General features: G+C 65.8%; 21 protein-coding genes. 8 read left to right on the forward strand and 13 right to left on the reverse strand.

All coding sequences use genetic code 11. The annotated features are described in order from the left end of the window. The first annotated feature begins 299 nt into the window (after positions 1–299). Together AKI39_RS13965 and AKI39_RS13970 are read left to right on the forward strand one after the other, a co-directional pair. A complete protein-coding gene (locus AKI39_RS13965) occupies positions 300–2,477 on the forward strand; it encodes a TonB-dependent receptor (RefSeq protein ID WP_083228847.1) in 2,178 nt (725 codons plus the stop codon). 391 nt (positions 2,478–2,868) lie between these two features. Continuing rightward, positions 2,869–3,456, forward strand: coding sequence for a C40 family peptidase (locus tag AKI39_RS13970; RefSeq protein WP_066637008.1), 588 nt, complete (start codon positions 2,869–2,871; stop codon positions 3,454–3,456). Positions 3,457–3,541: 85 nt separating this feature from the next. On the opposite strand, the gene AKI39_RS13975 is transcribed toward AKI39_RS13970, so the two are convergent. After that, a complete protein-coding gene (locus AKI39_RS13975; RefSeq protein WP_066637011.1) occupies positions 3,542–4,315 on the reverse strand; it encodes an SDR family oxidoreductase in 774 nt (257 codons plus the stop codon). A gap of 212 nt (positions 4,316–4,527) precedes the next feature. Here AKI39_RS13975 and gmk point away from each other — a divergent pair, with 212 nt between their 5' ends. From gmk to AKI39_RS13990, 3 genes are read left to right on the forward strand one after another with little or no spacing between them, the layout of a single operon-like run. Continuing rightward, positions 4,528–5,133: a guanylate kinase gene (gmk, locus tag AKI39_RS13980; RefSeq protein ID WP_066637013.1), complete on the forward strand. Its 606-nt coding sequence runs from the start codon at positions 4,528–4,530 to the stop codon at positions 5,131–5,133. Positions 5,134–5,191: 58 nt separating this feature from the next. After that, a complete protein-coding gene (gene rpoZ, locus AKI39_RS13985; protein WP_066637014.1) occupies positions 5,192–5,395 on the forward strand; it encodes a DNA-directed RNA polymerase subunit omega in 204 nt (67 codons plus the stop codon). 22 nt (positions 5,396–5,417) lie between these two features. Further along, positions 5,418–7,718: a RelA/SpoT family protein gene (locus AKI39_RS13990; protein ID WP_066637015.1), complete on the forward strand. Its 2,301-nt coding sequence runs from the start codon at positions 5,418–5,420 to the stop codon at positions 7,716–7,718. An 8-nt stretch (positions 7,719–7,726) separates the two neighbouring features. Here AKI39_RS13990 and AKI39_RS13995 read toward each other — a convergent pair whose 3' ends face one another. The 11 genes from AKI39_RS13995 to mltG form a co-directional block, all read right to left on the reverse strand. Continuing rightward, positions 7,727–8,410 (reverse strand): putative adhesin, encoded by a 684-nt coding sequence (locus tag AKI39_RS13995; RefSeq protein ID WP_066637022.1) that lies wholly within the window; start codon positions 8,408–8,410, stop codon positions 7,727–7,729. 187 nt (positions 8,411–8,597) lie between these two features. After that, entirely contained in the window at positions 8,598–9,326 is a 729-nt protein-coding gene (glnQ, locus tag AKI39_RS14000) for a glutamine ABC transporter ATP-binding protein GlnQ (RefSeq protein WP_066637024.1), read from the reverse strand. Then, a complete protein-coding gene (locus tag AKI39_RS14005; RefSeq protein ID WP_066637026.1) occupies positions 9,323–10,105 on the reverse strand; it encodes an ABC transporter permease subunit in 783 nt (260 codons plus the stop codon). The genes glnQ and AKI39_RS14005 overlap by 4 nt, the downstream gene beginning before the upstream one ends. A 149-nt stretch (positions 10,106–10,254) precedes the next feature. Continuing rightward, positions 10,255–11,010: a glutamine ABC transporter substrate-binding protein GlnH gene (gene glnH, locus AKI39_RS14010; protein ID WP_066637029.1), complete on the reverse strand. Its 756-nt coding sequence runs from the start codon at positions 11,008–11,010 to the stop codon at positions 10,255–10,257. A 133-nt stretch (positions 11,011–11,143) separates the two neighbouring features. Beyond that, entirely contained in the window at positions 11,144–14,767 is a 3,624-nt protein-coding gene (locus tag AKI39_RS14015; protein WP_066642998.1) for a hydantoinase B/oxoprolinase family protein, read from the reverse strand. A 69-nt stretch (positions 14,768–14,836) separates the two neighbouring features. Continuing rightward, on the reverse strand, positions 14,837–15,358 hold the full coding sequence (locus tag AKI39_RS14020; protein WP_066637030.1) for a winged helix DNA-binding protein: 522 nt from the start codon (positions 15,356–15,358) through the stop codon (positions 14,837–14,839). 204 nt (positions 15,359–15,562) lie between these two features. Beyond that, a complete protein-coding gene (locus AKI39_RS14025) occupies positions 15,563–16,441 on the reverse strand; it encodes an ankyrin repeat domain-containing protein (RefSeq protein WP_066637031.1) in 879 nt (292 codons plus the stop codon). Between the two features lie 220 nt (positions 16,442–16,661). Beyond that, a complete protein-coding gene (locus tag AKI39_RS14030; protein WP_066637033.1) occupies positions 16,662–17,432 on the reverse strand; it encodes a TatD family hydrolase in 771 nt (256 codons plus the stop codon). Between the two features lie 147 nt (positions 17,433–17,579). After that, the gene (gene holB / locus AKI39_RS14035; RefSeq protein WP_066637038.1) at positions 17,580–18,644 is read right to left on the reverse strand and encodes a DNA polymerase III subunit delta'; all 1,065 of its coding nucleotides are present in this window, start codon (positions 18,642–18,644) and stop codon (positions 17,580–17,582) included. Continuing rightward, on the reverse strand, positions 18,641–19,267 hold the full coding sequence (gene tmk / locus AKI39_RS14040; RefSeq protein WP_066637048.1) for a dTMP kinase: 627 nt from the start codon (positions 19,265–19,267) through the stop codon (positions 18,641–18,643). Before tmk ends, holB begins: the two co-directional genes overlap by 4 nt. Beyond that, on the reverse strand, positions 19,264–20,286 hold the full coding sequence (gene mltG, locus AKI39_RS14045; protein WP_066637050.1) for an endolytic transglycosylase MltG: 1,023 nt from the start codon (positions 20,284–20,286) through the stop codon (positions 19,264–19,266). Before mltG ends, tmk begins: the two co-directional genes overlap by 4 nt. A gap of 148 nt (positions 20,287–20,434) precedes the next feature. Here mltG and ygfZ point away from each other — a divergent pair, with 148 nt between their 5' ends. After that, positions 20,435–21,433 (forward strand): CAF17-like 4Fe-4S cluster assembly/insertion protein YgfZ, encoded by a 999-nt coding sequence (gene ygfZ, locus AKI39_RS14050; RefSeq protein WP_066637052.1) that lies wholly within the window; start codon positions 20,435–20,437, stop codon positions 21,431–21,433. 15 nt (positions 21,434–21,448) lie between these two features. On the opposite strand, the gene proC is transcribed toward ygfZ, so the two are convergent. Next, positions 21,449–22,282: a pyrroline-5-carboxylate reductase gene (gene proC, locus AKI39_RS14055; protein WP_066637054.1), complete on the reverse strand. Its 834-nt coding sequence runs from the start codon at positions 22,280–22,282 to the stop codon at positions 21,449–21,451. A 300-nt stretch (positions 22,283–22,582) separates the two neighbouring features. Between proC and ugpB the strand changes: the two genes are divergently transcribed. Further along, positions 22,583–23,896 (forward strand): sn-glycerol-3-phosphate ABC transporter substrate-binding protein UgpB, encoded by a 1,314-nt coding sequence (gene ugpB / locus AKI39_RS14060; protein WP_066637056.1) that lies wholly within the window; start codon positions 22,583–22,585, stop codon positions 23,894–23,896. Between the two features lie 171 nt (positions 23,897–24,067). After that, a complete protein-coding gene (ugpA, locus tag AKI39_RS14065) occupies positions 24,068–24,949 on the forward strand; it encodes a sn-glycerol-3-phosphate ABC transporter permease UgpA (RefSeq protein ID WP_066637058.1) in 882 nt (293 codons plus the stop codon). Positions 24,950–24,958 lie beyond the last annotated feature (9 nt).

Below are 24,958 nucleotides of genomic sequence, written 5' to 3' on the forward strand. Positions count from 1 at the left end.
CAGCGCGGCACTGGTAAGCGGCACGGAATCTTTCGCGGCCCCCGTCGCCGGCCGGCTGCCTGTCACGCGCCTGGCCGCGGACAGGCCATGGATCCTGCCGCGCGCCCCGCCCGGACGGCGGTCCGACTCCAGCGCATAACGCCCATCGGGGCGGCCCACATCGCTAGTCCCGCGCGCATCCGGGCGCGCCCTGACGCTGGACGACATCGCGGCGCATCGCCGCGTGCCGCACCTCATGCAGACGCCATCCTCCGACCGCCCAGCCGGCCGGCAAGCCCCCTATTCGCCTTCGTAAATACATGTCCACTTCGTCCTTCCCCAGGCCGCGCGGCACCGCCGCCCGCCGCTTCCTTCCCTCGCCATTTGCCCTGTCCGTCAGCGTCGCGCTCGCCGTGAACGCCACATCCGCGGCGAGCGCGGCATCGACGGCCAGTGCGGCAGCTGTCGCCAGTTCGGCACCGGCCGGCAGTGCCGCGCCGGCGGCCAGTGCGGCACCACCCGAGCCCGCCCCGGCCATAACCCTGCCCACCGTCATCACCACCGGCAATCCGCTGGGCAGCGCCGAAGTAGCGGCGCCCACCACGGTGCTCGAAGGCACTGGCCTGGATCTGCGCCGCGCCGACACGCTGGGGCAGACGCTGGACGGCCTGCCCGGCATATCCACCACTACCTACGGCCCCATGGTGGGCCGTCCGATCATCCGCGGCATGGATGGCGACCGCATACGCATCATGAACAATGGCCTGGGGTCGGTGGATGCCTCGTCGCTTTCCTTCGATCATGCCGTGCCGCTGGATCCCATGACGGCCGGCCGCATCGAAATCGTGCGCGGTCCCGCCGCACTGCTCTACGGCGGCAACGCCGTAGGCGGCGTGGTGAACGTCATCGACGACCGCATCCCTACCGAACCGGTCCAAGGCATCCATGGCCAACTCCAGGGCGACTGGGGCGGCGCCAACAACAGCCGCTCGGGTGCTGTGCAAGTAAAGGGCGGGGACGGCAAGTTCGCCATCCGCGCCGACGCCTTCGGCCGCAAGACCGACGCGCTGCGCATTCCCGGCTACGCCCGATCCGCGAACCTTCGTGAGCAGGACGACCCGGATACCGACCAGCCGCGGGGCCACCTGCCCAACAGCGACGGTTCCGTGCACGGCGGCGGCGTCGGCATGGCGTGGACCGGAGACAGCGGCTACGCCGGTCTTTCCTACAGCGGCTACGACTCGGATTACGGCTCGGTGGCCGAGGACACGGTACGGCTGAAAATGCGCCAGGAACGTTTCGGCGCGACCGCCAGGATCGACGACCTGGACGGACCGTTCAAGAGCCTGAAGTTCGACCTCGCCTACACCGACTACCGGCACCGCGAAGTGGACGACGGCGTCACGGGCACCCTCTTCAAGAATCACGGCTACGAAGCGCGCGTCGAAGCGCAGCATCGGGACATGGGCCCGCTGCGCGGCACGCTCGGTCTGCAGGCCAGCCAGACCCGATTTTCCGCGCTCGGCGACGAAAGCCTGGTACCCACGACGAATACGGATTCCTTCGCGCTGTTCGACCTGGAACAGTGGGACGTCTCCAATCGGCTGAGCCTCAGCCTGGGCGGCAGGCTGGAATACACGCAGCTTTCGCCATCCGCCGGCGACATCGAAAAATTCGACGCCGCCTCACCGCGCGATTTCACCGCGGGCAGCCTGGCCCTGGGCGGCATCTATAAGCTGGACAGCGTATGGTCGCTGGCCGCCAACGTCTCCTATACCGAGCGGGCGCCCACGTTCTATGAGCTGTACGCCAACGGACCGCACGACGCGACCGGACAATACCTGATCGGCGATCCCTCGCTATCCAAGGAACGCTCCTACTCCGGCGACCTGGGACTGCGCTTCAAGGACGGCCCGCACCATGGCAGCTTCGGCGTGTTCTACAGCCACTTCCGCAACTACATCACCGAGGTCAACACGGGATTGTTCGTCGACGATGAAGGCAAGGTTGTGCCGGGCGGCACGGACGATGCCTTATCGCAGGCGATATACCGCGGGGTGCCCGCCGATTTCTACGGCTTCGAAGCCGAAGGCAGCTTCCGCGTCCTGGGCCGCGACGCGCACAAGCTCGATATGCGGCTTTCCGGTGACTACACCAACGCGCGCAATAGCGATACCGGCCAACCGCTGCCCCGGATCCCACCCTTGCGGCTGGGCTGGGGCTTGGAGTACGCCCACGGCGCCTGGGGTGCCGGCGTCTCGTTCACGAAGGCGTTCGCGCAGCACCGGCATCCCGACAATGACGACGGCACGAAGGGGTACTACCGTGTGGATGCCGACTTGACCTATGCCTTCCGCATCGACAAGACGCAATGGCAGGCCTACCTGCGCGGTACCAATCTGACGAACCAGGAAATTCGCTACTCGACGTCGGTGCTGCGCGACGTCGCGCCGGAGGGAGGACGTGCGGTGATGCTGGGCGTGCTTGCCAGCTTCTAGCCCGCCGGGGCGGCCTTGAATTAAGGCCTTCGGCGCCGAACCGGTGGCTCGTGCAGGGATTGCGCCGCGAACTACGGCCAATGCCACGCAAGCCACCGATATCGCATCACCGCGGGGTCGGGGCAGCGTCGGTTGCGTCCGGGCATGCTGGCAGAGGGCTAATAACCAGGGTTAACCCGATGTACGCCGTAGGCCTGCGACCGCCCTGTTACGTGCCTGCCAAGGGATGTGACGAATTACCGCCGGGATGGACGAAATAGCACGATTTTCCCGGGACATGTAAGAAATATTTCCGTTATATAATCCGCCTCGCGAACTATTTCCGCATCCGCCGGCTTGAACGCTGTTGAAGCCACGCCACGCCATTCCACTCCGTATTCTGAAGTGCTCTATGACGCCGCCGACGAGACGCTATTCTCTTTTCCGACTCCTCCTCCCCTCCACCCTGCTGACCATCGCCCTCGCCACGCTGCCCGGCACTGCCGGCGCGATGATTTCGCCAGACGCCTTCGGCTCGCTGCAGGGCCTGTCCGCCACCGACCTGCCCACCGTTCCCTCGCTGCGCGACCGCGTCGTCGCGGCCGGCCTGGACGCCTTGGGCACCCGCTACCGCTGGGGCGGCGACGACCCCGATACAGGGTTCGATTGCAGCGGCCTGGTCACCTTTATCTATAAGGAAGTGGCCGGCCTGGACTTGCCGCGCCGTGCCCGCGACCAGCGGGCCGAAGGCCATGCCGTGAAAGCGACGCAGTTGCAGCCCGGCGATCTGGTCTTCTTCGGTATCCGCCGGAATAACCAGACTTCCCATGTAGGCATCTATATCGGCAACAACGAATTCGTCCACGCGCCTACGCGCGGCGAAAAAGTCCGCATCGATACGCTGGACAGCGCCTACTGGTCCAAGCGATTCACCGGCGCGCGCCGCTACATCGCGCCCGGCGGCGACGCCCCTTTGGCCCTGGCGTCCAACTCGCGCTAGCCACCGAAGCGCCCGCCCTGGCGGGGCCGGCGTGCTCGACCATGGCGGGCGGCAAGCACCTGCCCCGTCCCGGGCATTCCCCCGCCTAGCCGCGTCCCAGGAAGGGCATCTTGGTGGCCATGATGGTCATGAACTGCACGTTGGCGTCCAGCGGCAGCGCCACCATGGACGCCACCGCTTCCGCCACATGCGCCACGTCCATGCGCGGTTCCGGACGTACGGTATGGTCCGGCTGCAGGACGCCCGCCACCATGCGCTCGGTCATCGGCGTCGCGGCATTGCCGATGTCGATCTGGCCACAGGCAATATCGTATTGACGGCAGTCCAGTGAAATCGACTTGGTCATGCCCGTCACCGCGTGCTTGGTCGAGGTGTAGGCGATCGAATAGGGTCGCGGCGCATGGGCCGAGATCGAACCGTTGTTGACGATGCGACCGCCACGCGGCTGCTGATCCTTCATGATGCGGATCGCCGCCTGGGCACACAGGAACATGCCCGTCAAGTTGGTATCGACCACGCTGCGCCAGGTCTCCACCGGCAATTCCTCGATGGGCACCGCCGGCGCGCCGCGGCCGGCGTTATTGAACAGCACGTCCACCCGCCCGAAAGCACGCTGCGCCTGGGCGAACAGATTGTGTACGGACACCTCGCTGCAGACATCGGTGGGCACCGCCAGGGCGCGCTGCGCATCCGCGCCGGCGGCGGCGCGCGTCTCCTCCAGCGCGTCCGGCCGCCGCCCCGCCAGCGCGACGCAGTAGCCTTCAGCCAGCAATTGCAGGGCGACGGCGCGGCCAATGCCGCTTCCCGCGCCTGTCACAACCGCCACTTTGCCCTCGCCGCGCCTGCCGTTCTGATTCATGCCCGTCTCCCGTCGGAACCTGTAGGAAAATATCGGGCATCCTACTCCATGGCGCCAGCCTGCGACGATTTGTTATCCTTCAGCTCCTGCCTGCCGATTCCCGTTCGCGGCCCGATGCCCGCGCCGGCCTCCAGGCAGACCGCCCGCCTTTTAGACTGCCGATCATCATGCCCGCTTCCGCCGGAATCTCCGCCACGCCTGGAAATGTTTTTATGGTCGTCGCGCCCAGCGGCGCGGGAAAGTCCAGCCTGGTCCGTGCGCTGCTTCAGCGCGACCCGGCAATCCGGCTGTCCGTTTCCTGCACCACGCGCGCGCCGCGGCCCGGCGAACAGGATGGCCGCGAGTACCGCTTCATCAGCGTTGCCGACTTCGAGCGCATGCGCGACGAACAGACGCTGCTGGAATGGGCCGAAGTGCATGGGAATTACTACGGCACGCCGGTCGACGGCATCGCCCAGGCCACCCGGCAGGGACACGACGTGCTCCTGGAGATCGACTGGCAGGGCGCGCGCCAGGTCCGGCAGCGCTTCCCGGCGGCGATCGGGATTTTCATCCTGCCCCCTTCCATCGACGAACTCGAAAGCCGCCTGAAGGCCCGTGGCCAGGATTCCGACTACGTCATCGCACGCCGGCTGCTGGCGGCGGGCGGTGAAATCGCGCACGCGCCGGAATGCGAATATGTTATTATTAATCAAGAATTTAGCATCGCGTTGAATGAACTTACCCAGATCGTCAACGCCGCCAGGTTGCGCTTCTCCTCTCAAGCAGTCCGCCACGCCCAGCTGTTCTCCCAATTGGGTATCTCGGCGCCCCACTGAGCTCGCGGGCGCAGCCTCGCTCCTTTTGATCCATTCGTCGTATCTCAGGTGACCCACTATGGCCCGCATTACCGTTGAAGATTGTCTGACCCACATTCCGAATCGCTTCACGCTGACCCTGGCCGCCACCTATCGCGCCCGCGAGCTGGCGCAGGGCCACGCCCCGCGGCTCGATAGCAAGGACAAACCCACGGTGACCGCGCTGCGGGAAATCGCCGGGGGGCTGACCGGCGCCGAGATGCTGCGTAAAGTGCCGACCTGATCGCGGTCGGGAGGTGGCGCGCATGGCCTTCCCCGCACTGAAATATGCCTCTACCGGTTTGCTGGCTGCCCTGCGCGCCGGCTCACGGCTGGGCCGCCGGCCGGGGCGCAAGTCCGGAAAAACCGCGCCCTCGCCCATCGCCGCCGCGGTCCAGCAGGCTGCCGAGACGCCGGCATCGGCACCTATCGCTTCGCTGGCGCCGCTGACGGAAATCATCAGCAAATACCTGGACCCCAAGGATGTCGAGCGGGTTCGGGAAGCCTATCGCTTCGCGGACCAGGCGCACCTGGGGCAATTCCGCGCCAGCGGCGCGCCCTATATATCCCATCCGATCGCCGTCACGGAAATCTGCGCGGGCTGGAAGCTGGACGCCAACGCACTATCGGCCGCGCTGCTGCACGACGTCATGGAAGACCAGGGCGTCACCAAGCATGAACTGGCTGAACGCTTCAGCCCCGAAGTCGCCGAACTCGTGGACGGCCTGTCCAAACTGGACCGGCTGGATTTCGCCACCAAGGCCGAACAGCAGGCGGAAAGCTTTCGCAAAATGCTGCTGGCCATGGCCCGCGATGTACGGGTCATCCTGATCAAGCTGGCCGATCGCGTACACAACATGCGCACCCTGGATGCCGTGGCGCCGGAAAAGCGCCGCCGCATCGCCCGCGAAACGCTGGACATCTACGCGCCCATCGCGCATCGCCTTGGGCTGAACCTGCTTTTCCGCGAACTGCAGGATCTATGCTTCGCGGCCATGTATCCCAACCGCTACCACGTCCTGTACAAGGCCGTCCTGGCGGCACGCGGCAACCGTCGCGAAGTCATCGGCAAGATCGAGGACGCCGTGCGCGCCGCCCTGCCCGCCGCCGGCATCGAAGCCGATGTCAGCGGACGCGAGAAGACCCTGTATGGCATCTACCGCAAGATGGTGGACCAGAAGAAAACCTTTTCGGAAGTCCTGGACATCTATGGTTTCCGGGTCATCGTCCATACGCTGCCGGAATGCTATCTGGCGCTGGGCACCCTGCACCAGCTATACCGTCCGGTGCCGGGCAAGTTCAAGGACTACATCGCCATCCCCAAGGTGAATGGCTATCAATCGCTGCATACCACGCTGGTAGGCCCCTACGGCACGCCGGTGGAATTCCAGTTCCGCACCCGCGACATGCATCACGTGGCCGAGGAAGGCGTCGCATCGCACTGGCTGTACAAGAGCGCCGATGTCTCGCTGAACGATCTGCAAAAGCGCACGCACCAGTGGCTGCAGTCCCTGCTGGACATCCAAAGCCAGACGGGCGATTCCGGCGAGTTCCTGGAACACGTCAAGGTGGACCTCTTCCCGGACGCGGTCTATGTGTTTACGCCGCACGGCAAGATCATTTCGCTGCCGCGCGGGGCCACGCCGGTGGACTTCGCCTATGCCATCCATACGGACATCGGCAACCAGGCGGTGGCGGCCAAGGTTAACAACGAATTCATTCCCTTGCGCACGGAACTGTCCAGCGGCGATACGGTGGAAATCATCACGTCCCCGGCATCGCGCCCCAATGCACAATGGCTGAACTACGTGCGCACGGGCCGCGCGCGTTCGGAAATCCGCCACTACCTGCGCACCGTCAAGTACGCGGAATCCGTGGCCTTCGGCGAACGCCTGTTGACGCAAGCCCTGCAGGAACTGCATCTATCGCTGCCGCCGGGCGACGATCCTGAATGGGAAAAGCTGGCGCGCAGCTCCGGCGCCAGTTCGCGCGACGAAATCCTGGCCGATATCGGCCTGGGCAAGCGTCTGGCGGCCGTTGTCGCGCGGCGCTTTGCGCCGGAACACGAACTCATCGCCACCACCGCAGCCGCGGTGGACGAAATCACCGCGGCGCGCAGTGCGCCCATCCTGATCCAGGGCAACGAAGGCCAGGCCGTGCAGCTGGCGCCTTGCTGCGGCCCCCTGCCCGGGGACCCCATCATCGCCGGCATGCGGTTGGGCCATGGGCTGGTCGTACATACCTCGGACTGTCCCGTGGCTGCGCGCCAACGCGCGCGCGAACCGGAACGCTGGATCAACGTGGCCTGGGATACGCAAACCGCCAAGCACTTGTCCACGCGGCTGGACATCGTCACACGCAACGAGCGCGGCGTACTGGGGCGGCTGGCGGCGGAAATCACGGCCACCGACGCCAATATCGTGCATGTCACCATGCACGATGACGCGGTGGCCACGGTTTCCCTGCATGTCACCGTGCAGGTGGACAGCCGCAAGCATCTGGCTCAGGTCATACGGGCCATCCGCCACGTGCCCCAGGTGCAGAAAATCGTCCGCGTGAAGGGCTGACCTGGGCGTCAAGGCACCCGGTAGACAGGCTTGACCAGCTTCGCCAGTTCCGGATACTTGGCGATCGCCGATTTCGAAAGCGAGCGGCAGAAAAAGCAGTGGATACGGGTATACCGGTGACCTTTCAAAAGCAGGTCCTTGATCAGCTCGGATAGCATCACATGATCGCTCGGGCCGCGCACGGACGCTTGCTCTATGGTGACGATGTCATATAAGGGCAGGCAGTTCCGCACCTTGTCATAGCTTTCGGGCGGGCCCTGAAACTTGCTGAGCGCGTAATCCACATAGGCCTGTCCGTCGGACTTGATTTCGTATGGACGAGCAATCACCTTGTCGTTCATGAACGCTTGGTGAATATTGAAAGTCGAAATCGGCGCGTAATCCGGCCCATAGAAATGCAGGGCCATACCTGGCGGCACAAGGTTCTTGAACTCAGGGTTGTACCTGTTGCGTTCGCCGGCCAACGAACGGCTGCCATGAGAAGAAATAATCAGGTCGGCATTCCTCGTTCCCTTCCACAGGATATACCTTCCGTAATGCAGGGGATGCGTGCGGATATATTTGCCGTCCGGCAGAGGCTGGGCCGGGAAGTGGTCCTTGAAGTAAGCCTCATAGGAAGGAGGCCGGGGCACGGATGGGTGCGTGTTTAGATGACTCGTGATACGAGGCTTGAACACGGGCTGATTGGGCATACTGGGAATATCCTGACACAAGGCCACGGTCCAGGTCGCGCCAGTATGACGTTGACTCAGGCAACCCCTTCAGGAAAGGAAATGCGCTTGGACGCGGGCGGGATTCCCATACTGCAGGGCGCGGAAGATTCCTAGAATGCGAAGAATCTCGCACGCGCCCCACCCGCGACTGCGCGGCTGCCTGGTGTCAGGCGACGTGCTGCAGGAAATCCTTCAGGCGCTGGCTGGGCGGGTTGGACAGCAGCGCTTCCGGATTGCCGTCGTGCGCCACCTTGCCCCCGTCGATGAAGATCAGGCGACTGCCGACGCGGCGCGCGAACTCCATCTCGTGGGTCACCACCACCATGGTCATGCCCTCTTCCGCCAGGTCGCGCATCACCTTCAAGACCTCGTGACGCAGCTCGGGATCCAGGGCCGACGTAGGCTCGTCGAACAACATCAGCTTCGGCTTGATGGCCAGCGCGCGCGCGATTGCCACCCGCTGCTGCTGGCCGCCGGAAAGCTCGGACGGATAGTGATCCATGCGCTGTTCCAGCCCCACCTTGGCCAATAGGGACTGGGCCTCGGCACGCGCCTGCGCCCGGGACACACCACGCGTATGAACGGGGCCGAACATGACGTTTTCCAGCGCCGTCATCTGCGGGAACAGATTGAACTGCTGGAAAACCATGCCCGCTTCGCGGCGGATCTCACGCACCTGGGCGGGATCGCCCTTGACGCTCAACCCATCGACCAGCAGATCGCCATCCTGGATGGTTTCCAGCACGTTGATACAGCGCAGGAAAGTCGACTTGCCGGACCCGGAGGGGCCGACCACCACCACGACTTCGCCCGCCTCGATATTGAGGGAGATGCCGTTCAGGACGGTAGACGCGCCAAAGCGCTTGGTAACGTTCTTGAATTCAACCATGCTCATAGGATGCGCATCCTTTTCTCGGCAATCCGCAGGCCCACGGCCATGAGGCCCGTGATGATCAGATAAATGACGGCCACGGCGGACCAGATTTCGACCGCGCGGAAGTTGCTGGCCATGATCTCCTGCCCCTGGCGGGTCAGCTCGGCCACGCCGATCACGATGAACAGCGACGAATCCTTCAGGCTGATGATGCACTGATTGCCCATGGGCGGAATCATGCGCCGTACAGCCACGGGCCCGATGATGTGCGCAAGGATCTTATAAAACGGAAGACCCATGGCCTGACCGGCCTCTTTCAGCCCTCGCGGCACGGACAACAGCGCGCCGCGTACGATCTCGGCGATATAGGCACCCGAATTGATCATCAGCGTGAGGATGGCCGCCAGTTGTGCATCGATGCGCAGGCCGTGGGCGATCAGTGGCAAGGCGAAATAGATGAACATCACCTGCACGATGATGGGCGTACCGCGTATCAGCGCAACATACAACACCGCGATGCAGGTAAGCACACGCGCGACCAGGGCACGCACGTAACGCACCAGGTAGGCACGCGCCGCACTTGCACCGTCGTTCGGCAGCAATCTCCCGATTGCGCGCCAGAACGTCATGTTTTCTATCGGCAACGTTGCTGCGGCCGGCGCATAGGCGCGAATGACACCCGCCAGCGCGCCCAGCGCGAACCCGCCCAACAGGCCCCAGAAGGTGATCTTGATCGTCATCACCGTTCCGTCGAGCAGATTGGGCAGGGCCGCCCAGATCACGGACCAATCGAAATTCACATGTTTCCCCTGTAGATAGGAACCCGCGCCCGGATCGGCGTGGCGATCCGGACAGGCGGCGCAGCCGCGGCGGGTGAAACGGAAGAATCAGCGGGTCGCCGAAAAGATGCGCGCGGTGCGCGCCGGACAGACCCGCGGAAGAGGCTTTATTACGGCTTCTTGCCGAACCACTTGGCGTAGATGGCGTCGTATTCGCCGTTGGACTTCAGCGTGGCAAGCGCCTTGTTCACGTCGGCGACCAGCGGGCTGCCCTTGGGGAAGGCGATGCCGTAGAAGTCGCCGCTCTTGACGTTGCCGACGACACGCACGCGCCCCTTGCCGGCGGTATTGGCGTAGTACTGGACATTCGGCGTGTCATGCACCGCCGCGTCCACGCGGCCCGTGGCCAGTTCCAGGTAGGCGTTGTCGATATTGGGGAACAGCTTGAGCTTGGCGGTAGGGACGTTCTTCTGCATGTAGTCCACGGTCGCCGTGCCGGTCTTGACCGCCACCGTCTTGCCGGCCAGGTCGGCCGCGCTCTTGATGTCGGTGTTGCTCTCGTTGACCAGGATGGACAGGCCGCTTTCGTAATAGGGATCGGAGAAGTCGATCACCTGCTTGCGGTCGTCGCGGATGGTGATGCCGGCCAGGGCGGCGTCGATGTTGTTGGTCTGCAGGCCGGGGATGATGCCGTTGAAATCCATGGGCTGCAGCTTGTACTTCAGGTGCAGCTGCTTGGCGATGGCGGCCCACAGGTCGACATCGAAGCCGGTGTAGGTATTGCCTTGCTTGAACTCGAAAGGAACGAACGCCGTGTCGGTCGCGACCACCAGTTCCCTGTCGCCTTGCGCGGAGGCGGGCGCGGCCATGGCGAACCAGGCCACCGATACCCCGGCGAGCATCGCGGCGAATTTCTTATTGAGCATGTTCCACTCTCCTTTGTTGAGCTGCGCCCGGGATACGGGCTGCGGGACGTGCCGCGGGTTGGCGGCACGTCGGAGGGGAGGATGTTAACGCAGCACACCCCGCCTGTACCCCTACAAAGGAAGGGCGGCACCGTTAAATTTTTCCGAAACCTCCTCCTCCTGGCGTCTCGACGACGAAGATATCTCCGGCGTTCAGGTCAGTGCTGTCCTGCGGGCCCAAGGGCTGGATGCGGCCATCCGCGCGCTGTACATAATTGCGGCCGACCTGCCCCGGTTCGCCGCCCTGCAGGCCGAAAGGGGCGTAGCGGCGGTTGTTCGACAGGATCGCCGCCGTCATGGGCTCCAGGAAACGCAGCTTGCGGATGCCGCCGTCGCCGCCGCGATAACGGCCCTTGCCGCCGGAGCCGTGGCGGATTTCATAGGATTCCAGGCGCACCGGGAAGCGCAATTCCAGGACCTCCGGGTCAGTCAGGCGCGAGTTCGTCATATGCGCCTGCACCACCGACTGCCCATCGAAGCCCTGGCTGGTATCGGTGGGCGCATCGATGCGCAAGGGACCCGCGCCGGTACCGCCCGAGATGGTCTCGTAGTACTGGTAGCGGGCATTGCCGAACGTCAGGTTGTTCATGGTGCCCTGGCTGGCCGCCAGCACGCCTAGCGCGCCATAGAGCGCGTTGACGATGCACATGGACGTCTCGACGTTGCCCGCCACCACCGAGGCGGGCGGGTTGGGCCGCAGCATCGAGCCCTGCGGCACGATGATTTCGAGCGGCTTCAGCCCCCCGGCGTTCAAGGGGATTTCGTCATCCACCAGCGTGCGGAAGACATACAGGACGGCCGCGACCGCGATGGCGCCCGGGGCATTGAAGTTGTTGTCCAGCTGCGGCGACGTGCCGGTGAAATCGACCACGGCACTGCGGGCGGCCTGATTCACGCGGACGGCAACGCGGATCACCGCGCCATTATCCAGCGGGTATTCGTAGCTGCCGTCCTTCAGCACCGAGATCACACGCCGCACGGCCTCTTCCGCGTTGTCCTGCACGTGCCCCATGTAGGCGCGCACGACGTCCAGGCCGAAGTGCTCGCACATGCGCAGCAGCTCCTGCACGCCCTTTTCGTTGGCGGCGATCTGCGCCCGCATGTCGGCGATGTTCTGGTCGGGATTGCGCGCCGGCCATTTGCCCGAGCCCAGGATGTCGCGCGCCTCCCGTTCACGGAATTCGCCGTCCCGCACCAGTTGAAAATTCGTAAAAAGAACGCCCTCGTCTTCCACGGTACGCGAATCGGGCGGCATCGAGCCCGGCGTGGTGCCGCCGATGTCCGCGTGATGCCCGCGCGACCCCACGTAGAACAGGATCTCGCGTCCCGCGCGGTCGAATACGGGTGTAATGATGGTCACGTCCGGCAGATGCGTGCCGCCATGATAGGGATCGTTGACGACGTAGGCATCGCCGGGCTTCATCCGCCCCGCATTCGCGTGCATCACCGTCCGGATGGATTCGCCCATGGAGCCCAGGTGCACCGGCATATGGGGCGCATTGGCGATCAGGTTGCCCTGGTCGTCGAAAATGGCGCAGGAGAAATCCAGGCGTTCCTTGATATTGACCGAGTACGCGGTGTTCTGCAGCCGGTAGCCCATCTGCTCCGCGATGGACATGAAGAGATTGTTGAAAACCTCCAGCATGACCGGATCGGCTTGGGTGCCCACCGCTCGCCGTTGCGGGCGCGCCTGTACCCGGCGCAGCACCAGATGGTCGCGCTGCGTCAGTTCGGCGCGCCAACCGGGTTCCACCACGGTGGTCTGGTTCTTTTCGGAGATGATGGCGGGACCGTCCACCAGGTCGCCTGGCGTCATATCGTCACGCACGTACAGCGGCGTATCGTGCCAGGCGCCCCCGCTATACATGCGCACCTTGCGGCGCGGCGCCAGCGGCCCCGCGCGGCGCGCGGGGATCGCGGCTTCCGCCACCGGTTCGCCGCCGCCGGTGGCTTCCACCGAAATGGTTTCCACGACGAGTTCGCGGCCCGGCATCAGGAAGGAATAACGCTGCCGGTACGCCGCCTCGAAATCGGCCCGCGCCTGCGCGGCCGAGGTGAACGGCACGTCCAGCGCGGTATCGGTGCCGCGATACTTCAGGTGCAGGCGACGCTGTACCGCGATCGCCTCCGGCGCCACGTGCTGGCGCCGCAGTTCGGCGACGGCGTCGCCGGCCAGCGCGTCCAGCTCTTGCGACAGGACGCTCACCAGCGCATCGTCCAGCACTTTTTCGATCGTCTTCTGGCGCATCTCGGTCTGGTCCGCCAGGCCCATGCCATAGGCCGAGAGCACGCCCGCCAAGGGATGGGCAAAGACGGTTGTCATGCCCAGGGCGTCGGCCACCAGGCAGGCATGCTGGCCGCCCGCGCCGCCGAAGACGGTAAGCGCGTATTCGGTCACGTCATGGCCGCGCTGCACCGAAATGCGCTTGATCGCCTCGGCCATATTGCCCACGGCGATTTCCAGGAAGCCTTCGGCCAGTTGCTCGGGCGTCATATCGCGGCCGGCCTCGGCCTTGACGCGAGCCGCCATGGCGGTGAATCCCTGCTCCGCGGCGGCGCGGTCCAGCGGCTGGTCAGCCTTCGGCCCGAACACCCGCGGGAAGAAATCCGGCTGGATCTTGCCCAGCAGCACGTTGCAGTCCGTCACCGCCAATGGACCGCCGCGCCGGTAGCATGCCGGGCCGGGGTTGGCCCCCGCCGAGTCCGGCCCGACGCGCAGGCGCGCGCCGTCGAAATGCAGGATGGACCCGCCGCCGGCGGCCACGGTGTGGATACTCATCATGGGCGCGCGCATGCGCACGCCGGCCACCCGGGTTTCGAACTCCCGTTCGAATTCGCCTGCGTAATGCGACACGTCCGTGGACGTACCGCCCATGTCGAAGCCGATGACCTGCTTGAAGCCCGCCAGTTCGCTGGTGCGCACCATGCCGACGATGCCGCCGGCCGGTCCCGACAGGATGGCGTCCTTGCCCCGGAAGCGATGCGCGTCCGTCAGGCCACCGCTGGACTGCATGAACATCAAGCGGATACCAGGCAGTTCGCTGGCCACCTGCTCCACGTAGCGCATCAGGATGGGCGAGAGATAGGCATCGACCACCGTGGTATCGCCACGCGATACGAATTTGATCAGGGGGCTGACCTCGTGCGATGCCGACACCTGCGTATATCCGATTTCACGTGCCAGCGCGGCGGCGCGCTGTTCGTGCCGGGGCTCGCGCCATGCATGCATGAACACGATGGCGACGGCACGGATACCTTCATCGTAGCGGGCCTGCAGATCCCGTCGCAGCGCCGCCTCGTCCAGCGGCGTGACGACTTCGCCGTCCGCGCCGATGCGTTCGCCGGCCTCGATGACGCCGTCATACAGCATTTCCGGCAGCACGACGTTGCGGTCGAACAGGCGCGGGCGGTTCTGGTACGCGATGCGCAGGCCGTCGCGAAAGCCGCGCGTGGTCACCAGCAGCGTACGTTCGCCCTTGCGTTCCAGCAGCGCGTTGGTCGCCACCGTGGTTCCCATCTTGACGCAGTCCACCTGGTCGGCCGGTACGGGCTGGCCGGGCGCCAGGCCCAGCAGCCTGCGGATACCGGCGACGGCCGCGTCGCGGTATTGCTCCGGGTTCTCGGAAAGCATCTTGATGGTGGTGGTGGTGCCGTCCGGCTGCCGTCCCACGATATCCGTGAACGTGCCGCCACGGTCTACCCAGAATTGCCACTTCATAGCGATCCCCATGCTGTATCGCCGGTCTGGCGCGCGCCGCCGGCGGCTAGAACGTTGAAAAACAAAAACCTAGAGCGACGTGGCCGCGCGGGCGGCCTGGTCATACACGCCCGACAGGCCCCGCAGCAGATTGGCGAGATCCTGCGAAAACTCCAGCCCGCTGCTGGCCGCGGGCAGCCCGTCGATCAGGCAGCGCTCGCGTACCTGGACATAGCGGGCAATGACATCGCCTCCCTTCGGGGTGACCGAATAGACCACTTCCTTGCCGCTGCGCTGGCCCTGGACCACGCCCAGGCGCTCCAGCTTTTTCAGGGAGTAGTTGACGATGTGGGTGTCCTCGATATTCAGCGTGAAGCAGATGTCCGCCAGCTTTTTCCCACGCTGCCGGTGGTACACGTGATGCAGGACGATCACGTCGATGGACGTCAGGTCCGGCAGGCCCGCCGCCGCCATGCAGCGAACGATCCAGCGGTTGAAGGCGTGGCCGGCGATCATCAGGCCGAACTCGACCGAGGAAAGATCCGGCGCGCGGTCCGAGACAAGATGCGAGGACGCCGCGATGGGCGGCCTGGAGTCGTGAGAGACGCTCATGAAGGTCCTGGACGTGGACGAGGGAACATCGCGCCGCGGCAGGCCCGTCCACGCAACGCCCGCCTGGGACCAGGGAGGGCCAGGGAGGCGCCGTGCGCGCGCGTGCACCGCGATGCGATCACGGCGCGATACTAATATTTTGTTGATAAATTATCAACGAAATATCAAGCGAATCGGGTTTTCCCCAAGCCTTCCCCTGACGCCTTACTGCGGCTTGGCGCCCGCGTTGGGATCCAGTTGTACGCCTTCCACGCCCTTCAGCGTGGGCTGCGGCGGACGCGGATCTGCCGTGGGGGCGCTTGCCGGCGGCGCGACAGGCGGCAGGCCGGCCGCTCCTTGCCCAGCGGGCGCTTCAGTAGGCGCGGATGCCGGAACGGTAGGCGTTGCGCCACCGCCCGCCGTGCCGCGCAATTGGGCCTCGTGCTTCACCGCGGCCTGCGTCAGGGCCGTCGCCAGCTCCTGGTGCTGGGCCGAGGCGGCCCAGGCGGCCGCGTCCAGGCCCTGCAGGTTGCGCATGGTTGGATCGGCGCCGGCCTTCAGCAGGAAATCCACCATCTCGCGGCTGCCGGACAGGCCCGCCATCATCAGCGGCGTGGTGCCGTCCGGCCCGGGCGCATTGACAATGGCCTCGTGCGCCAGCAGCAGCTTGGCGATATCCATCTGCCCTTTCGACGCGGCGTAATGCAGCGGCGTCCATCCCAGCCGGTTGACCTTCGCGCCGCGCGCGATCAGGGCGCGTGCCCGCTGGGTCTGCCCCTGGATCGCCAGGTACATCAACGGCGTTTCGTCGTGGTCGTTGGCAGCGTTGACGTCCGTACGGCGGTCGGCGGCCAGCACGTCGTACACGTGCCAGGCACCGTCTCGCACGGCTTGCATGATCGCCGGCTGCCCCTTGATGCGGGTATTCGGATTCCAGCCCTGGGCCAGCAGCGCGCGTATATCGTCCGCCCGGTCGTTCGCAACGATAACCGGCGCGTTGGCAGGATCCGCGGCCCGCGACACGCCGGGCACGGCCAGGGAGACGAGCGCGGCGGCGCCCAAGGCGACGACATAGCGCGGTTTCTTGAGATATTGATCTTTCATTTCAACCCCTTATGCAGGAAAGTGAAAGGAATTGCTGAAGTATTCCGCGACCGCCCGAGCGACGGCCGGATGAGGAACAGGCAGGCGCCACCCGGCGGAGAAACACCGGCGCTGGGCGTGGCGCCAAATCCGAGCCCCATTTGTGGGGAAGGGCCGCCGTGGCGGCAAACGAGGCGGGACGACGCAGCGGCCAGCCGGCAATGTTGAAGTGAATTCTGCCTTATCGCTCTATCTTGCTGAATAAGCTGAAGAAATTCTCTGTCGATGCGGCGGCGACGTCCGCCACGGGCAGCCCCTTCAGGTCAGCGATCTTTTCCGCCACGTGGATCACCTTGGACGGATCGTTTACCTTGCCGCGGTACGGCACCGGCGCGAGGTACGGCGAATCGGTCTCGATCAACAGCCGCTCCAGCGGCATGCGGGAGGCCACGTCATGAAGCACGGCGGCGTTCTTGAACGTCACGATGCCGGACACGGAAATATGGAAGTTCAGATCCATGGCGGCCTGCGCCACGTCCCAGGACTCCGTGAAGCAGTGCATGACGCCGCCCACCTCTTCCGCCTTTTCCTCGCGCAGGATCCGCAAGGTGTCCTCAGCGGAGGAACGGGTGTGGATGATCAGCGGCAACCCTGCATCGCGCGCGGCGCGGATATGCGCGCGGAAACGATCGCGCTGCCAGTCCAGGGGCTCGCTCAGGCGGTAGTAGTCCAGCCCCGTCTCGCCGATGGCCACCACTTTGGGATCGGCGGAGAGTTCGACCAGTTCCTCGGGCGATGGGTCCTGCGTGTCTTCGTAATCCGGATGTACCCCCACCGACGCCCAGAGGTTGCGGTGCGGCTTGACCAGCGCCATCAGCCCGGGCCAGTCCGGCATGGCCACGCTCACCACAAGGGCGTGGGTGACCTGGTTCGCCGCCATGCGGTCCAGGATGTCCGGCAGGTTTTGCGCCAGCTCGGGAAAATTCAAATGGCAGTGAGAATCGACGTACATAGCAGTGGCCCATGGCGCCGCGCACCACGCGCATCGCATGAAACGGGTATGGCGGGATCGGGAATGCGGCGGAGCCGGCTTTGCCGGTCCGCCAGCGTCGCGCCTTTTGAGGGGGAAGCGCGTAGCGCTTCGGGAGTGGGTTTCATCCTAGGCCTGGCAGGATAGCACCACGCGCTGCAGCGCGGCATGGGCAAACAACTTGGCGTTCAACGGGTGGCCGGCCAAGGCGCGCTGGCGCGTCAGCCAGCGCGCGCCCTCCGCCATTTTCGCCGCGTCGGCGCGCGCGGCCGTGCGGGCCACCGCGGGCCCCAGCGCGGGGAAATAACGGGCCGGCGCGCCGGCGCCGGCCAGCATCAGGTCCACGTAGAAACGCTGCAGCGCATCGATCCACTGCACGGCGGGCAGCTTGTCCAGCAGATCGGCCAAGGCCCCGACGTCGGGCGACTGGCCCTGCGACAGCGGTCCGGCCAGCTGTTCCAGCCATGCGGGGCACGCGCTTTCCTCCGTCTGCGCCAGCCGCAACGCGCCCAGGGGCGCGCCGCCCGCGGCCGCCAGCCAGGACGCGGCATCGCCGACATCCTGCGCCGCCAGCCATTGCAGCGCCTCCTGCCGCCCCGGCGTGGCCAGGGGCAGGCGCCGGCAGCGTGACAGCAAGGTGGGCAGCAGGCGGTCCGGCGCGTCGGCCACCAGCAGGAAAATCGTATGCGCGGGCGGCTCCTCCAGGACCTTCAGCAAGGCGTTCGCCGAGATCACGTTCAAGGCCTGGGCCGGATACAGCAGCGCCACCCGCCAGCCGCCGCGATGCGTCGCGGTGTTGAACCAGGACTCCAGCGCGCGGATCTGATCGACCCGGATATCCTTGGACGGCGCCCGCTTGGCGCCCGCCCCGGTCGAGGCGCCGGCCGCCGCGTCGGCGTCTTCCGATTCCGCCGCGGCTTCGGCCCCCTCTTCCAGTGCGACGGCCTCCGGCCGGATGCGCCGCAGATCGGGATGGTTGCCGCTGGCCACCCAGACACAGGCGGCGCACTCCCCGCAGGCCAGCCCCTGCCGGGGAGACTCGCACAACAGGCTGGCGGCCGCCGCCGAGGCGAACTGCAGCTTGCCGATGCCGGCCAAGCCGTGGATCAGCCAGGCATGGGCGAAACGATCGCGCTGCGCCAGCCAGGCGCGTGCGGTTTCCGTCTGCCAAGGCAGGAATTGCGCCAGGCTCATCGCGATGCGTCCACCAAGGCGCGGATTTCGGCTTCCAGCTGCGCGCGTATCGCCGGGATATCGCGGCCCCCATCGACCACCCGGATGCGCGAGGGATATTGCCCTGCCCTTGCCAGGTACACGTCGCGCGTACGCTGGAAGAAGGCGGCGCCTTCGCTTTCGAAGCGGTCGGGGGTGCGAGCATCGGCCAGCCGCGCGCGCGCGACTTCCAGCGGCACGTCGAACAGCCAGGTGCGATCCGGCTGCAGCCCGGGATGCACCCAGTCCTCCAGCACGGCCACGCGTTCGATGCCCAGTTGGCGGCCGCCGCCCTGGTAGGCATAGGTGGCGTCGGTGAAACGGTCGCAGACCACCCAGTCGCCGCGCGCCAGGGCGGGTTCGATGACCTGGCGTACGTGTTCGCAGCGCGCCGCGAACATGACCAGGGTTTCCGTATCCAGGCCCATGGGTTCGTGCAGGACCAGCTCGCGCAGGCGCTCGCCCAGGGCGGTGCCGCCCGGCTCCCGCGTGGTGACCACGCGCGCGCCATGGCCGCGCAGCGTTTCGGCGATCCAATCCGTGTGCGTGCTTTTGCCCGCGCCGTCCACACCTTCCAGCGTGATGAATGTGCCCCGTATCGTCATGGCGCGCGGTCCTTGCCCAGTATGTAGCGCGATACGTTGCGATTGTGATCCGACAGCGTCGCGGAAAACTCGCTGGTGCCGTTGCCCCGCGAGACGAAATACAGGTAATTGTGATGCGCCGGCCGCACGGCGGCCAGCAGCGCCGCCCGTCCCGGGCTGGCGATGGGCGTGGGCGGCAGGCCTGCCCGGGTATAGGTGTTCCACGGCGTGTCGGCCTGCAGGTCGCGGCGGCGGATGCGACCCTGGAAGGTATCGCCCATGCCGTAGATCACGGTGGGGTCGGTCTGCAGCGGCATGCCGTCGCGCAACCGGTTGATGAAGACGCCGGCCACACGCGCGCGATCGGCCGTATCCCCGGTTTCCTTTTCGATGATGGACGCCAGGATGAGCGCGTCATAGGGCGTGGCCACGGGCAAGTCGGGGTCGCGCTCCGCCCAGATGCGCGCCAGGATGCGCTGTCCTTCCTGGTAGCCGCGGCGCAGCAGGTCGAAATCCGTGCTGCCGGGCGTGAAGACGTAGGTGTCCGGAAAAATCAATCCCTCCATGCTGGGGGCACTCGAGCCCAGCCGGCGCAGCAGTTCCGCATCGTCGACATCGCCCAGCGTCTGCTTGATATCGGGGTTCTCGCGCAGCGCCTGGCGGATCTGCTTGTAGGTCCAGCCTTCGACGAAGGTGATCTGGCGCTGGCTCATGTCGCCGCGCGCGAGGCGCTCCAGCAGCCGCCATGGGGTGTCGCCCTGGATGGCCTGGTAGCCGCCGGCCTTGATAAGCTTGTCTCGCTCGCTGAGCCGTGCCATCCAGACGAAACCGTCTTCCCAAAGAGGCACGCCCGCGGCGTTCAGGGTACGGGCCACGGCGCGCGGACTGCTGCCCGGATCGACGACGAAGTCGACACGTTCGGCCGGCAGGCGCAGCGTATGGTGCATCCAGTACCAGGCGCCGCCGCAAGCGGCGGCCGCGGCAAGCACAAGGACGAGCAGGAATGCGAGAAAGAAGGTTAAGGCGGAGCGCTTCTTCATGAGACCCAGCAGTTTAAAGGATTAGCGCCGGCGGCATTGGGCGCCCAATTACCCCGGTGCAAACAGGGCATGAACCGAGGCCGACCGGCGCCGGCGGTATCATCGGGACTTCCGGATCACGTATGACCGTCACGGCCTGCCTCTATTCATGACCGATCTGTCCGTTCCTACTTCGAGCTCTTCCGACCCGCGCGCGTACCGCGCCGATCTGCCGGCGCTGCGCCTGGTATCCGCCAGCGGCGCGGACGCCATCGATTTCCTGCATGGGCAATTGACCCAGGACGTCCAGGGCCTGGCCGGCGACAACGCCGCCCTGGCGGGTTACTGCACCGCCAAGGGACGGCTGCTGGCCACGCTGGTCATGTGGCGCCCGGACGCCGGCGCGGCCGATGCGGGGAGCGATGCCCCGCGTCTGCGCGCCCTGGTGCGCGCGGATGTCGTGGAACCCCTACTCAAGCGCCTGCGCATGTTCGTCCTGCGGGCCAAGGTCACGCTGTCCGTCGCGGCGGCGCAGGTGGCCGGCGTCTGGACCGACGGCGATCCGGCCGCGCTGGACGCGGCCGCCGGCGGCACCCTGCCGCGCCAGGCATGGCACCGCGCCGAATTGTCCAGCGGCACGTGGGTCGCCGCCCCGTCGGGGCGCGGGCATCGCTGGTGGTGGATCGCCACGGACGAACAGCGCCAGGCCGCTGCCGGCCTGGCCAACGTGCTGGGCCCGGGCAATGCCGAGACCTGGCAGGCTGCCGACCTGGCCGCTGGCCTGCCTTGGGTGGGCGTGGCGACGCAGGATCTCTTCATCCCCCAGACCGTCAACCTGGACCTGATCGGCGGCGTCAGCTTCACCAAAGGCTGCTACCCCGGCCAGGAAGTCGTCGCGCGCAGCCATTACCGCGGCACGGTCAAGCGCAGGATGGCCTACGGAATCGTGCCGGGACAGCCCGCGGCCGCCATCGCGGCCGGCTCGGATATCTACGATGCGGACAAGCCGAACGAACCCTGTGGACGCGTGGTGGACGCCGCGGGGGACGTGGACGCGGCCATCCTGTTCGAGACGACCCTGGACACCCTGTCGGCCGGCCATCTGCGCCTGGGCGGCGCCGATGGTCCCGCCATACGCACCCAGCCCTTGCCATACGCCTTGCAATAGCGGGACCGCGACGGATCAAGCCTTGCCGAATTCGTCCGCCAGCTCGCGCGAACGCTGCGCGGCGGCCTGCATTGCGCGGGCGACCAGCCCCATGAAATCGGCGTCCTCGAAGACCTTCAGCGCCGCGGCGGTAGTGCCGCCCTTGGAGGTCACCCGTTCGCGCAGCACCGCGGGCGGGTCGTCGGATTCCCGTGCCAATCGCGTGGCGCCGGAGAGCGTCGCCAGCGCCAACTCGCGCGCCTGTTGGGCATCCAGGCCCACCTTCAGTCCGCCCTCGATCAGGGCTTCGATGAACCGGAATACATAGGCCGGGCCGCTGCCGGACAGGGCGGTGACCGCATCGATGGCGGCATCGTCGCGCACCCACACCACCTTGCCCACCGAGGCCAGCATGGCTTCGGCCAACTGGCGCTCCGCGGCGCTGACGCCCGGCAGCGCCAGCATCCCGGTCACGCCCTCGCCCACCAGGGCGGGGGTATTGGGCATGCACCGCACCAGCTTGGGCCACGGCGCGCCGTCGCCCAGCCAGCCGGCCAGCACATCGCCGCGGATGCCGGCGGCCACGCTCACCACGAGGGTGCCTTCGCGCAGCCAGCCGCGCGAGGCCGCCACCGCCTCTCGCATGAACTGCGGCTTGACGGCGTAGAACCACACATTGCATAGGGCGAGCCGGTCGTCCGGCGCCGTGGCCGCCGTGGCGCCGCGTGCCGTCCAGGCCGCATGCGAGGCCGCATTGATGTCGATGACGTGGAAGTTTTCCGGCGGGCAGATCTTGCCGGCCATGCCGGCGCCCAGGGCGGATGCCATATTTCCGCCGCCGATAAAGGCGATATGCAGGTTCTTGTCCATGGAGCGGGATTGTAATCACGCCTGCGCCGCCACGGTCATTGCCGCGGCCCGGGATCGTCGCGGGCCCAAGGGCGCGCGGGTGAGGAACCGGGCTGGCGAGGGAACAGGCGGGACACCATAGGCCGTCCAACCCGGCGGAAATTCCGTTGAACAAGGCCGGGCAGCGTAGGACAAGCCCTATTTGACAGTGCCGGGGCGCGGTGTAACAGTCACGAATTCGTCACAAACAATTCATATGGTGTCGGGCTGCCTGTCCCCTACCCGGGGCAACGGCCATCGCTACCCACGGAGGAAACATCCATGCGCTCCCATCGCCTCGCGCTCGTCGCGGCGTCGCTGCTTACCGCTTTCGCCGCGTCATCGGCCAACGCGGCCACTGAAATCCAGTTCTGGCACTCCATGGAAGGCGCCCTGGGCGATCGCGTCAACGAGATCGTCAACGACTTCAACAAGCAGAACCCCGACTACCAGATCAAGGCCGTCTACAAGGGCAACTACGGCGAATCGATGAACGCCGGCATCGCCGCGTTCCGCGCCGGCAACGCCCCCGACATCCTGCAAGTCTTCGAAGTCGGCACCGCCACGATGATGTACGCCAAGGGCGCCATCAAGCCGGTGCAGCAGATGTCCGAGGAAGCCGGCGACCCCATCAATCCCAAGGACTTCATCGGCGCGGTCGCGGGCTATTACTCGTCGCCGCAGGGCAAGCTGGTATCCATGCCCTTCAACAGCTCGACGGTGGTGTTCTATTACAACAAGGACGCTTTCCAGAAAGCGGGCCTGGATCCCGAAAAACCGCCCAAGACCTGGGAAGACCTGGCGGCCGACACCAAGAAGCTGAAGGCGGCCGGCATGGAATGCGGCTACACCACCTCGTGGCCGTCGTGGGTGCAGTTGGAGACCTTCTCGGCCTGGCACAACGTGGCCTACGCCACCAAGGACAACGGCTTCGGCGGCCTGGACGCGCGCCTGGCCATCGATTCGCCGCTGCACGTGCGGCACCTGAAGTTCCTGGCCAGCCTGGCCAAGGACGGCGAATTCATGTACGGCGGCCGCGGCGACGATCCCAACGCCCTGTTCATTTCGGGCAAGTGCGCGATGATCACCGGCTCCAGCGGCCTGCGCGCCAACATCATGAAGAATGCCAAATTCAAGTTCGGCACCTCCACCCTGCCCTACTACGCGGATGTCAAGGGTGCCCCGCAGAACACCATCATCGGCGGCGCGTCCCTGTGGGTCTTCGCCAACAAGAAGCCCGACGTCTACAAGGGCGTGACGAAGTTCTTCAAGTACCTGTCCAGCCCCGAAGTGGCGGCCAAGTGGCACCAGCAGACCGGCTATGTGCCGGTGACCAAGGCGGCCTACGAACTGACGCAGAAGCAGGGTTTCTATGACCAGAACCCGGGCACCGACGTCGGTGTGAAGCAGCTGAACGTCGAGACCACCGCGCAGTCGCGCGGCGTGCGGCTGGGCTACCTGCCGCAGATCCGCGAGATCGAGGACGCCACGATCGAGCAGATCGTATCCGGCAAGGTCGACGCGCAAGCCGGCCTGAAGGACGCGGTCAAGCGGGGCAACGACCTCCTCGAGAAGTTCGAAAAAAGTGTAAAGTAGCGGCCGTTTTCGGGCCCTTGTAAGACCAAGTCGCGGTCCAGCCGCGCCTTGGTCTTGCCAGGACACGGCTACTGTCCCGCCAGGCGATGCGTCAGGGGATCGCCCAACCCGAATATCTCACGTTTTTTATGCGCTCGCGGCGATCCCGCCTCGCACTAGGGCCTGTTAACCATGGAAAAACGCGTCGTCTTCGGCCACAAGCTCCTGCCCTATCTGCTGCTGCTGCCGCAGCTCGCCATCACGGTGGTGTTTTTCTTTCTGCCGGCCGGCCAGGCGATGTGGCAATCGCTGCACATCGAAGATCCGTTCGGCCTCTCTTCCTCGTTCGCCGGCCTGTCCAACTTCGCCGATCTTTTCAGCCAGGCGACGTATATCGACTCCTTCAAGGTCACGGCGATGTTCTCGATACTGGTCGCCGTCGTGGGCCTGTCCGTATCGCTGCTGCTGGCGGTCATGGCCGACCGCGTCATCCGCGGCGCGGGGCTGTACAAGACCCTGCTGATCTGGCCGTACGCCGTCGCGCCTGCCGTGGTCGGCGTGCTGTGGCTGTTCCTGTTTTCGCCCGCCGTGGGCATCCTGGCCGTGGCGCTGACCCGGATGGGCGTGGCCTGGAATCCGCGGCTGAACGGCACCGAGGCCATGATCCTGGTGTTGATCGCTTCCGTCTGGAAGCAGATTTCCTATAACTTCCTGTTTTTCCTGGCCGGACTGCAGTCGATCCCCCGTTCGCTCATCGAGGCGGCCGCCATCGACGGCGCCAGGCCGGCCCGCCGGTTCTGGACCATCGTGTTCCCTTTGCTGTCGCCCACTACCTTCTTCCTGCTGGTGGTCAACGTCATCTATGCCTTCTTCGACACCTTCGCGGTCATCGACACGACGACGCAGGGCGGACCCGGCACGTCGACGGCGATCCTGGTCTACAAGGTGTACAGCGATGGTTTCCGCGGGCTGGACCTGGGTTCCTCGGCGGCGCAATCGGTGGTGCTGATGGTCATCGTGGTGGCGCTCACCGTCATGCAATTCCGCTATATCGACCGCAAGGTCCAGTACTGATTCAGAGGC

It is taken from the genome of Bordetella sp. H567, assembly GCF_001704295.1.
In the GTDB taxonomy this organism is placed as follows: domain Bacteria; phylum Pseudomonadota; class Gammaproteobacteria; order Burkholderiales; family Burkholderiaceae_B; genus Bordetella_C.

Excerpts from the sequence above, each read along its gene's own strand:
- glnQ (WP_066637024.1), bottom strand. The coding sequence starts at position 9,326 with ATGAGCATGGTTGAATTCAAGAACGTTACCAAGCGCTTTGGCGCGTCT.
- tmk (WP_066637048.1), bottom strand. The coding sequence starts at position 19,267 with ATGACGATACGGGGCACATTCATCACGCTGGAAGGTGTGGACGGCGCG.
- ygfZ (WP_066637052.1), top strand. The coding sequence starts at position 20,435 with ATGACCGATCTGTCCGTTCCTACTTCGAGCTCTTCCGACCCGCGCGCG.
- AKI39_RS13970 (WP_066637008.1), top strand. The coding sequence starts at position 2,869 with ATGACGCCGCCGACGAGACGCTATTCTCTTTTCCGACTCCTCCTCCCC.
- AKI39_RS14015 (WP_066642998.1), bottom strand. The coding sequence starts at position 14,767 with ATGAAGTGGCAATTCTGGGTAGACCGTGGCGGCACGTTCACGGATATC.
- AKI39_RS14030 (WP_066637033.1), bottom strand. The coding sequence starts at position 17,432 with ATGTACGTCGATTCTCACTGCCATTTGAATTTTCCCGAGCTGGCGCAA.
- glnH (WP_066637029.1), bottom strand. The coding sequence starts at position 11,010 with ATGCTCAATAAGAAATTCGCCGCGATGCTCGCCGGGGTATCGGTGGCC.
- proC (WP_066637054.1), bottom strand. The coding sequence starts at position 22,282 with ATGGACAAGAACCTGCATATCGCCTTTATCGGCGGCGGAAATATGGCA.
- holB (WP_066637038.1), bottom strand. The coding sequence starts at position 18,644 with ATGAGCCTGGCGCAATTCCTGCCTTGGCAGACGGAAACCGCACGCGCC.
- AKI39_RS13990 (WP_066637015.1), top strand. The coding sequence starts at position 5,418 with ATGGCCTTCCCCGCACTGAAATATGCCTCTACCGGTTTGCTGGCTGCC.
- AKI39_RS14020 (WP_066637030.1), bottom strand. The coding sequence starts at position 15,358 with ATGAGCGTCTCTCACGACTCCAGGCCGCCCATCGCGGCGTCCTCGCAT.
- ugpB (WP_066637056.1), top strand. The coding sequence starts at position 22,583 with ATGCGCTCCCATCGCCTCGCGCTCGTCGCGGCGTCGCTGCTTACCGCT.
- mltG (WP_066637050.1), bottom strand. The coding sequence starts at position 20,286 with ATGAAGAAGCGCTCCGCCTTAACCTTCTTTCTCGCATTCCTGCTCGTC.
- AKI39_RS13965 (WP_083228847.1), top strand. The coding sequence starts at position 300 with ATGTCCACTTCGTCCTTCCCCAGGCCGCGCGGCACCGCCGCCCGCCGC.
- AKI39_RS13995 (WP_066637022.1), bottom strand. The coding sequence starts at position 8,410 with ATGCCCAATCAGCCCGTGTTCAAGCCTCGTATCACGAGTCATCTAAAC.
- AKI39_RS13975 (WP_066637011.1), bottom strand. The coding sequence starts at position 4,315 with ATGAATCAGAACGGCAGGCGCGGCGAGGGCAAAGTGGCGGTTGTGACA.
- rpoZ (WP_066637014.1), top strand. The coding sequence starts at position 5,192 with ATGGCCCGCATTACCGTTGAAGATTGTCTGACCCACATTCCGAATCGC.
- AKI39_RS14025 (WP_066637031.1), bottom strand. The coding sequence starts at position 16,441 with ATGAAAGATCAATATCTCAAGAAACCGCGCTATGTCGTCGCCTTGGGC.
- gmk (WP_066637013.1), top strand. The coding sequence starts at position 4,528 with ATGGTCGTCGCGCCCAGCGGCGCGGGAAAGTCCAGCCTGGTCCGTGCG.
- ugpA (WP_066637058.1), top strand. The coding sequence starts at position 24,068 with ATGGAAAAACGCGTCGTCTTCGGCCACAAGCTCCTGCCCTATCTGCTG.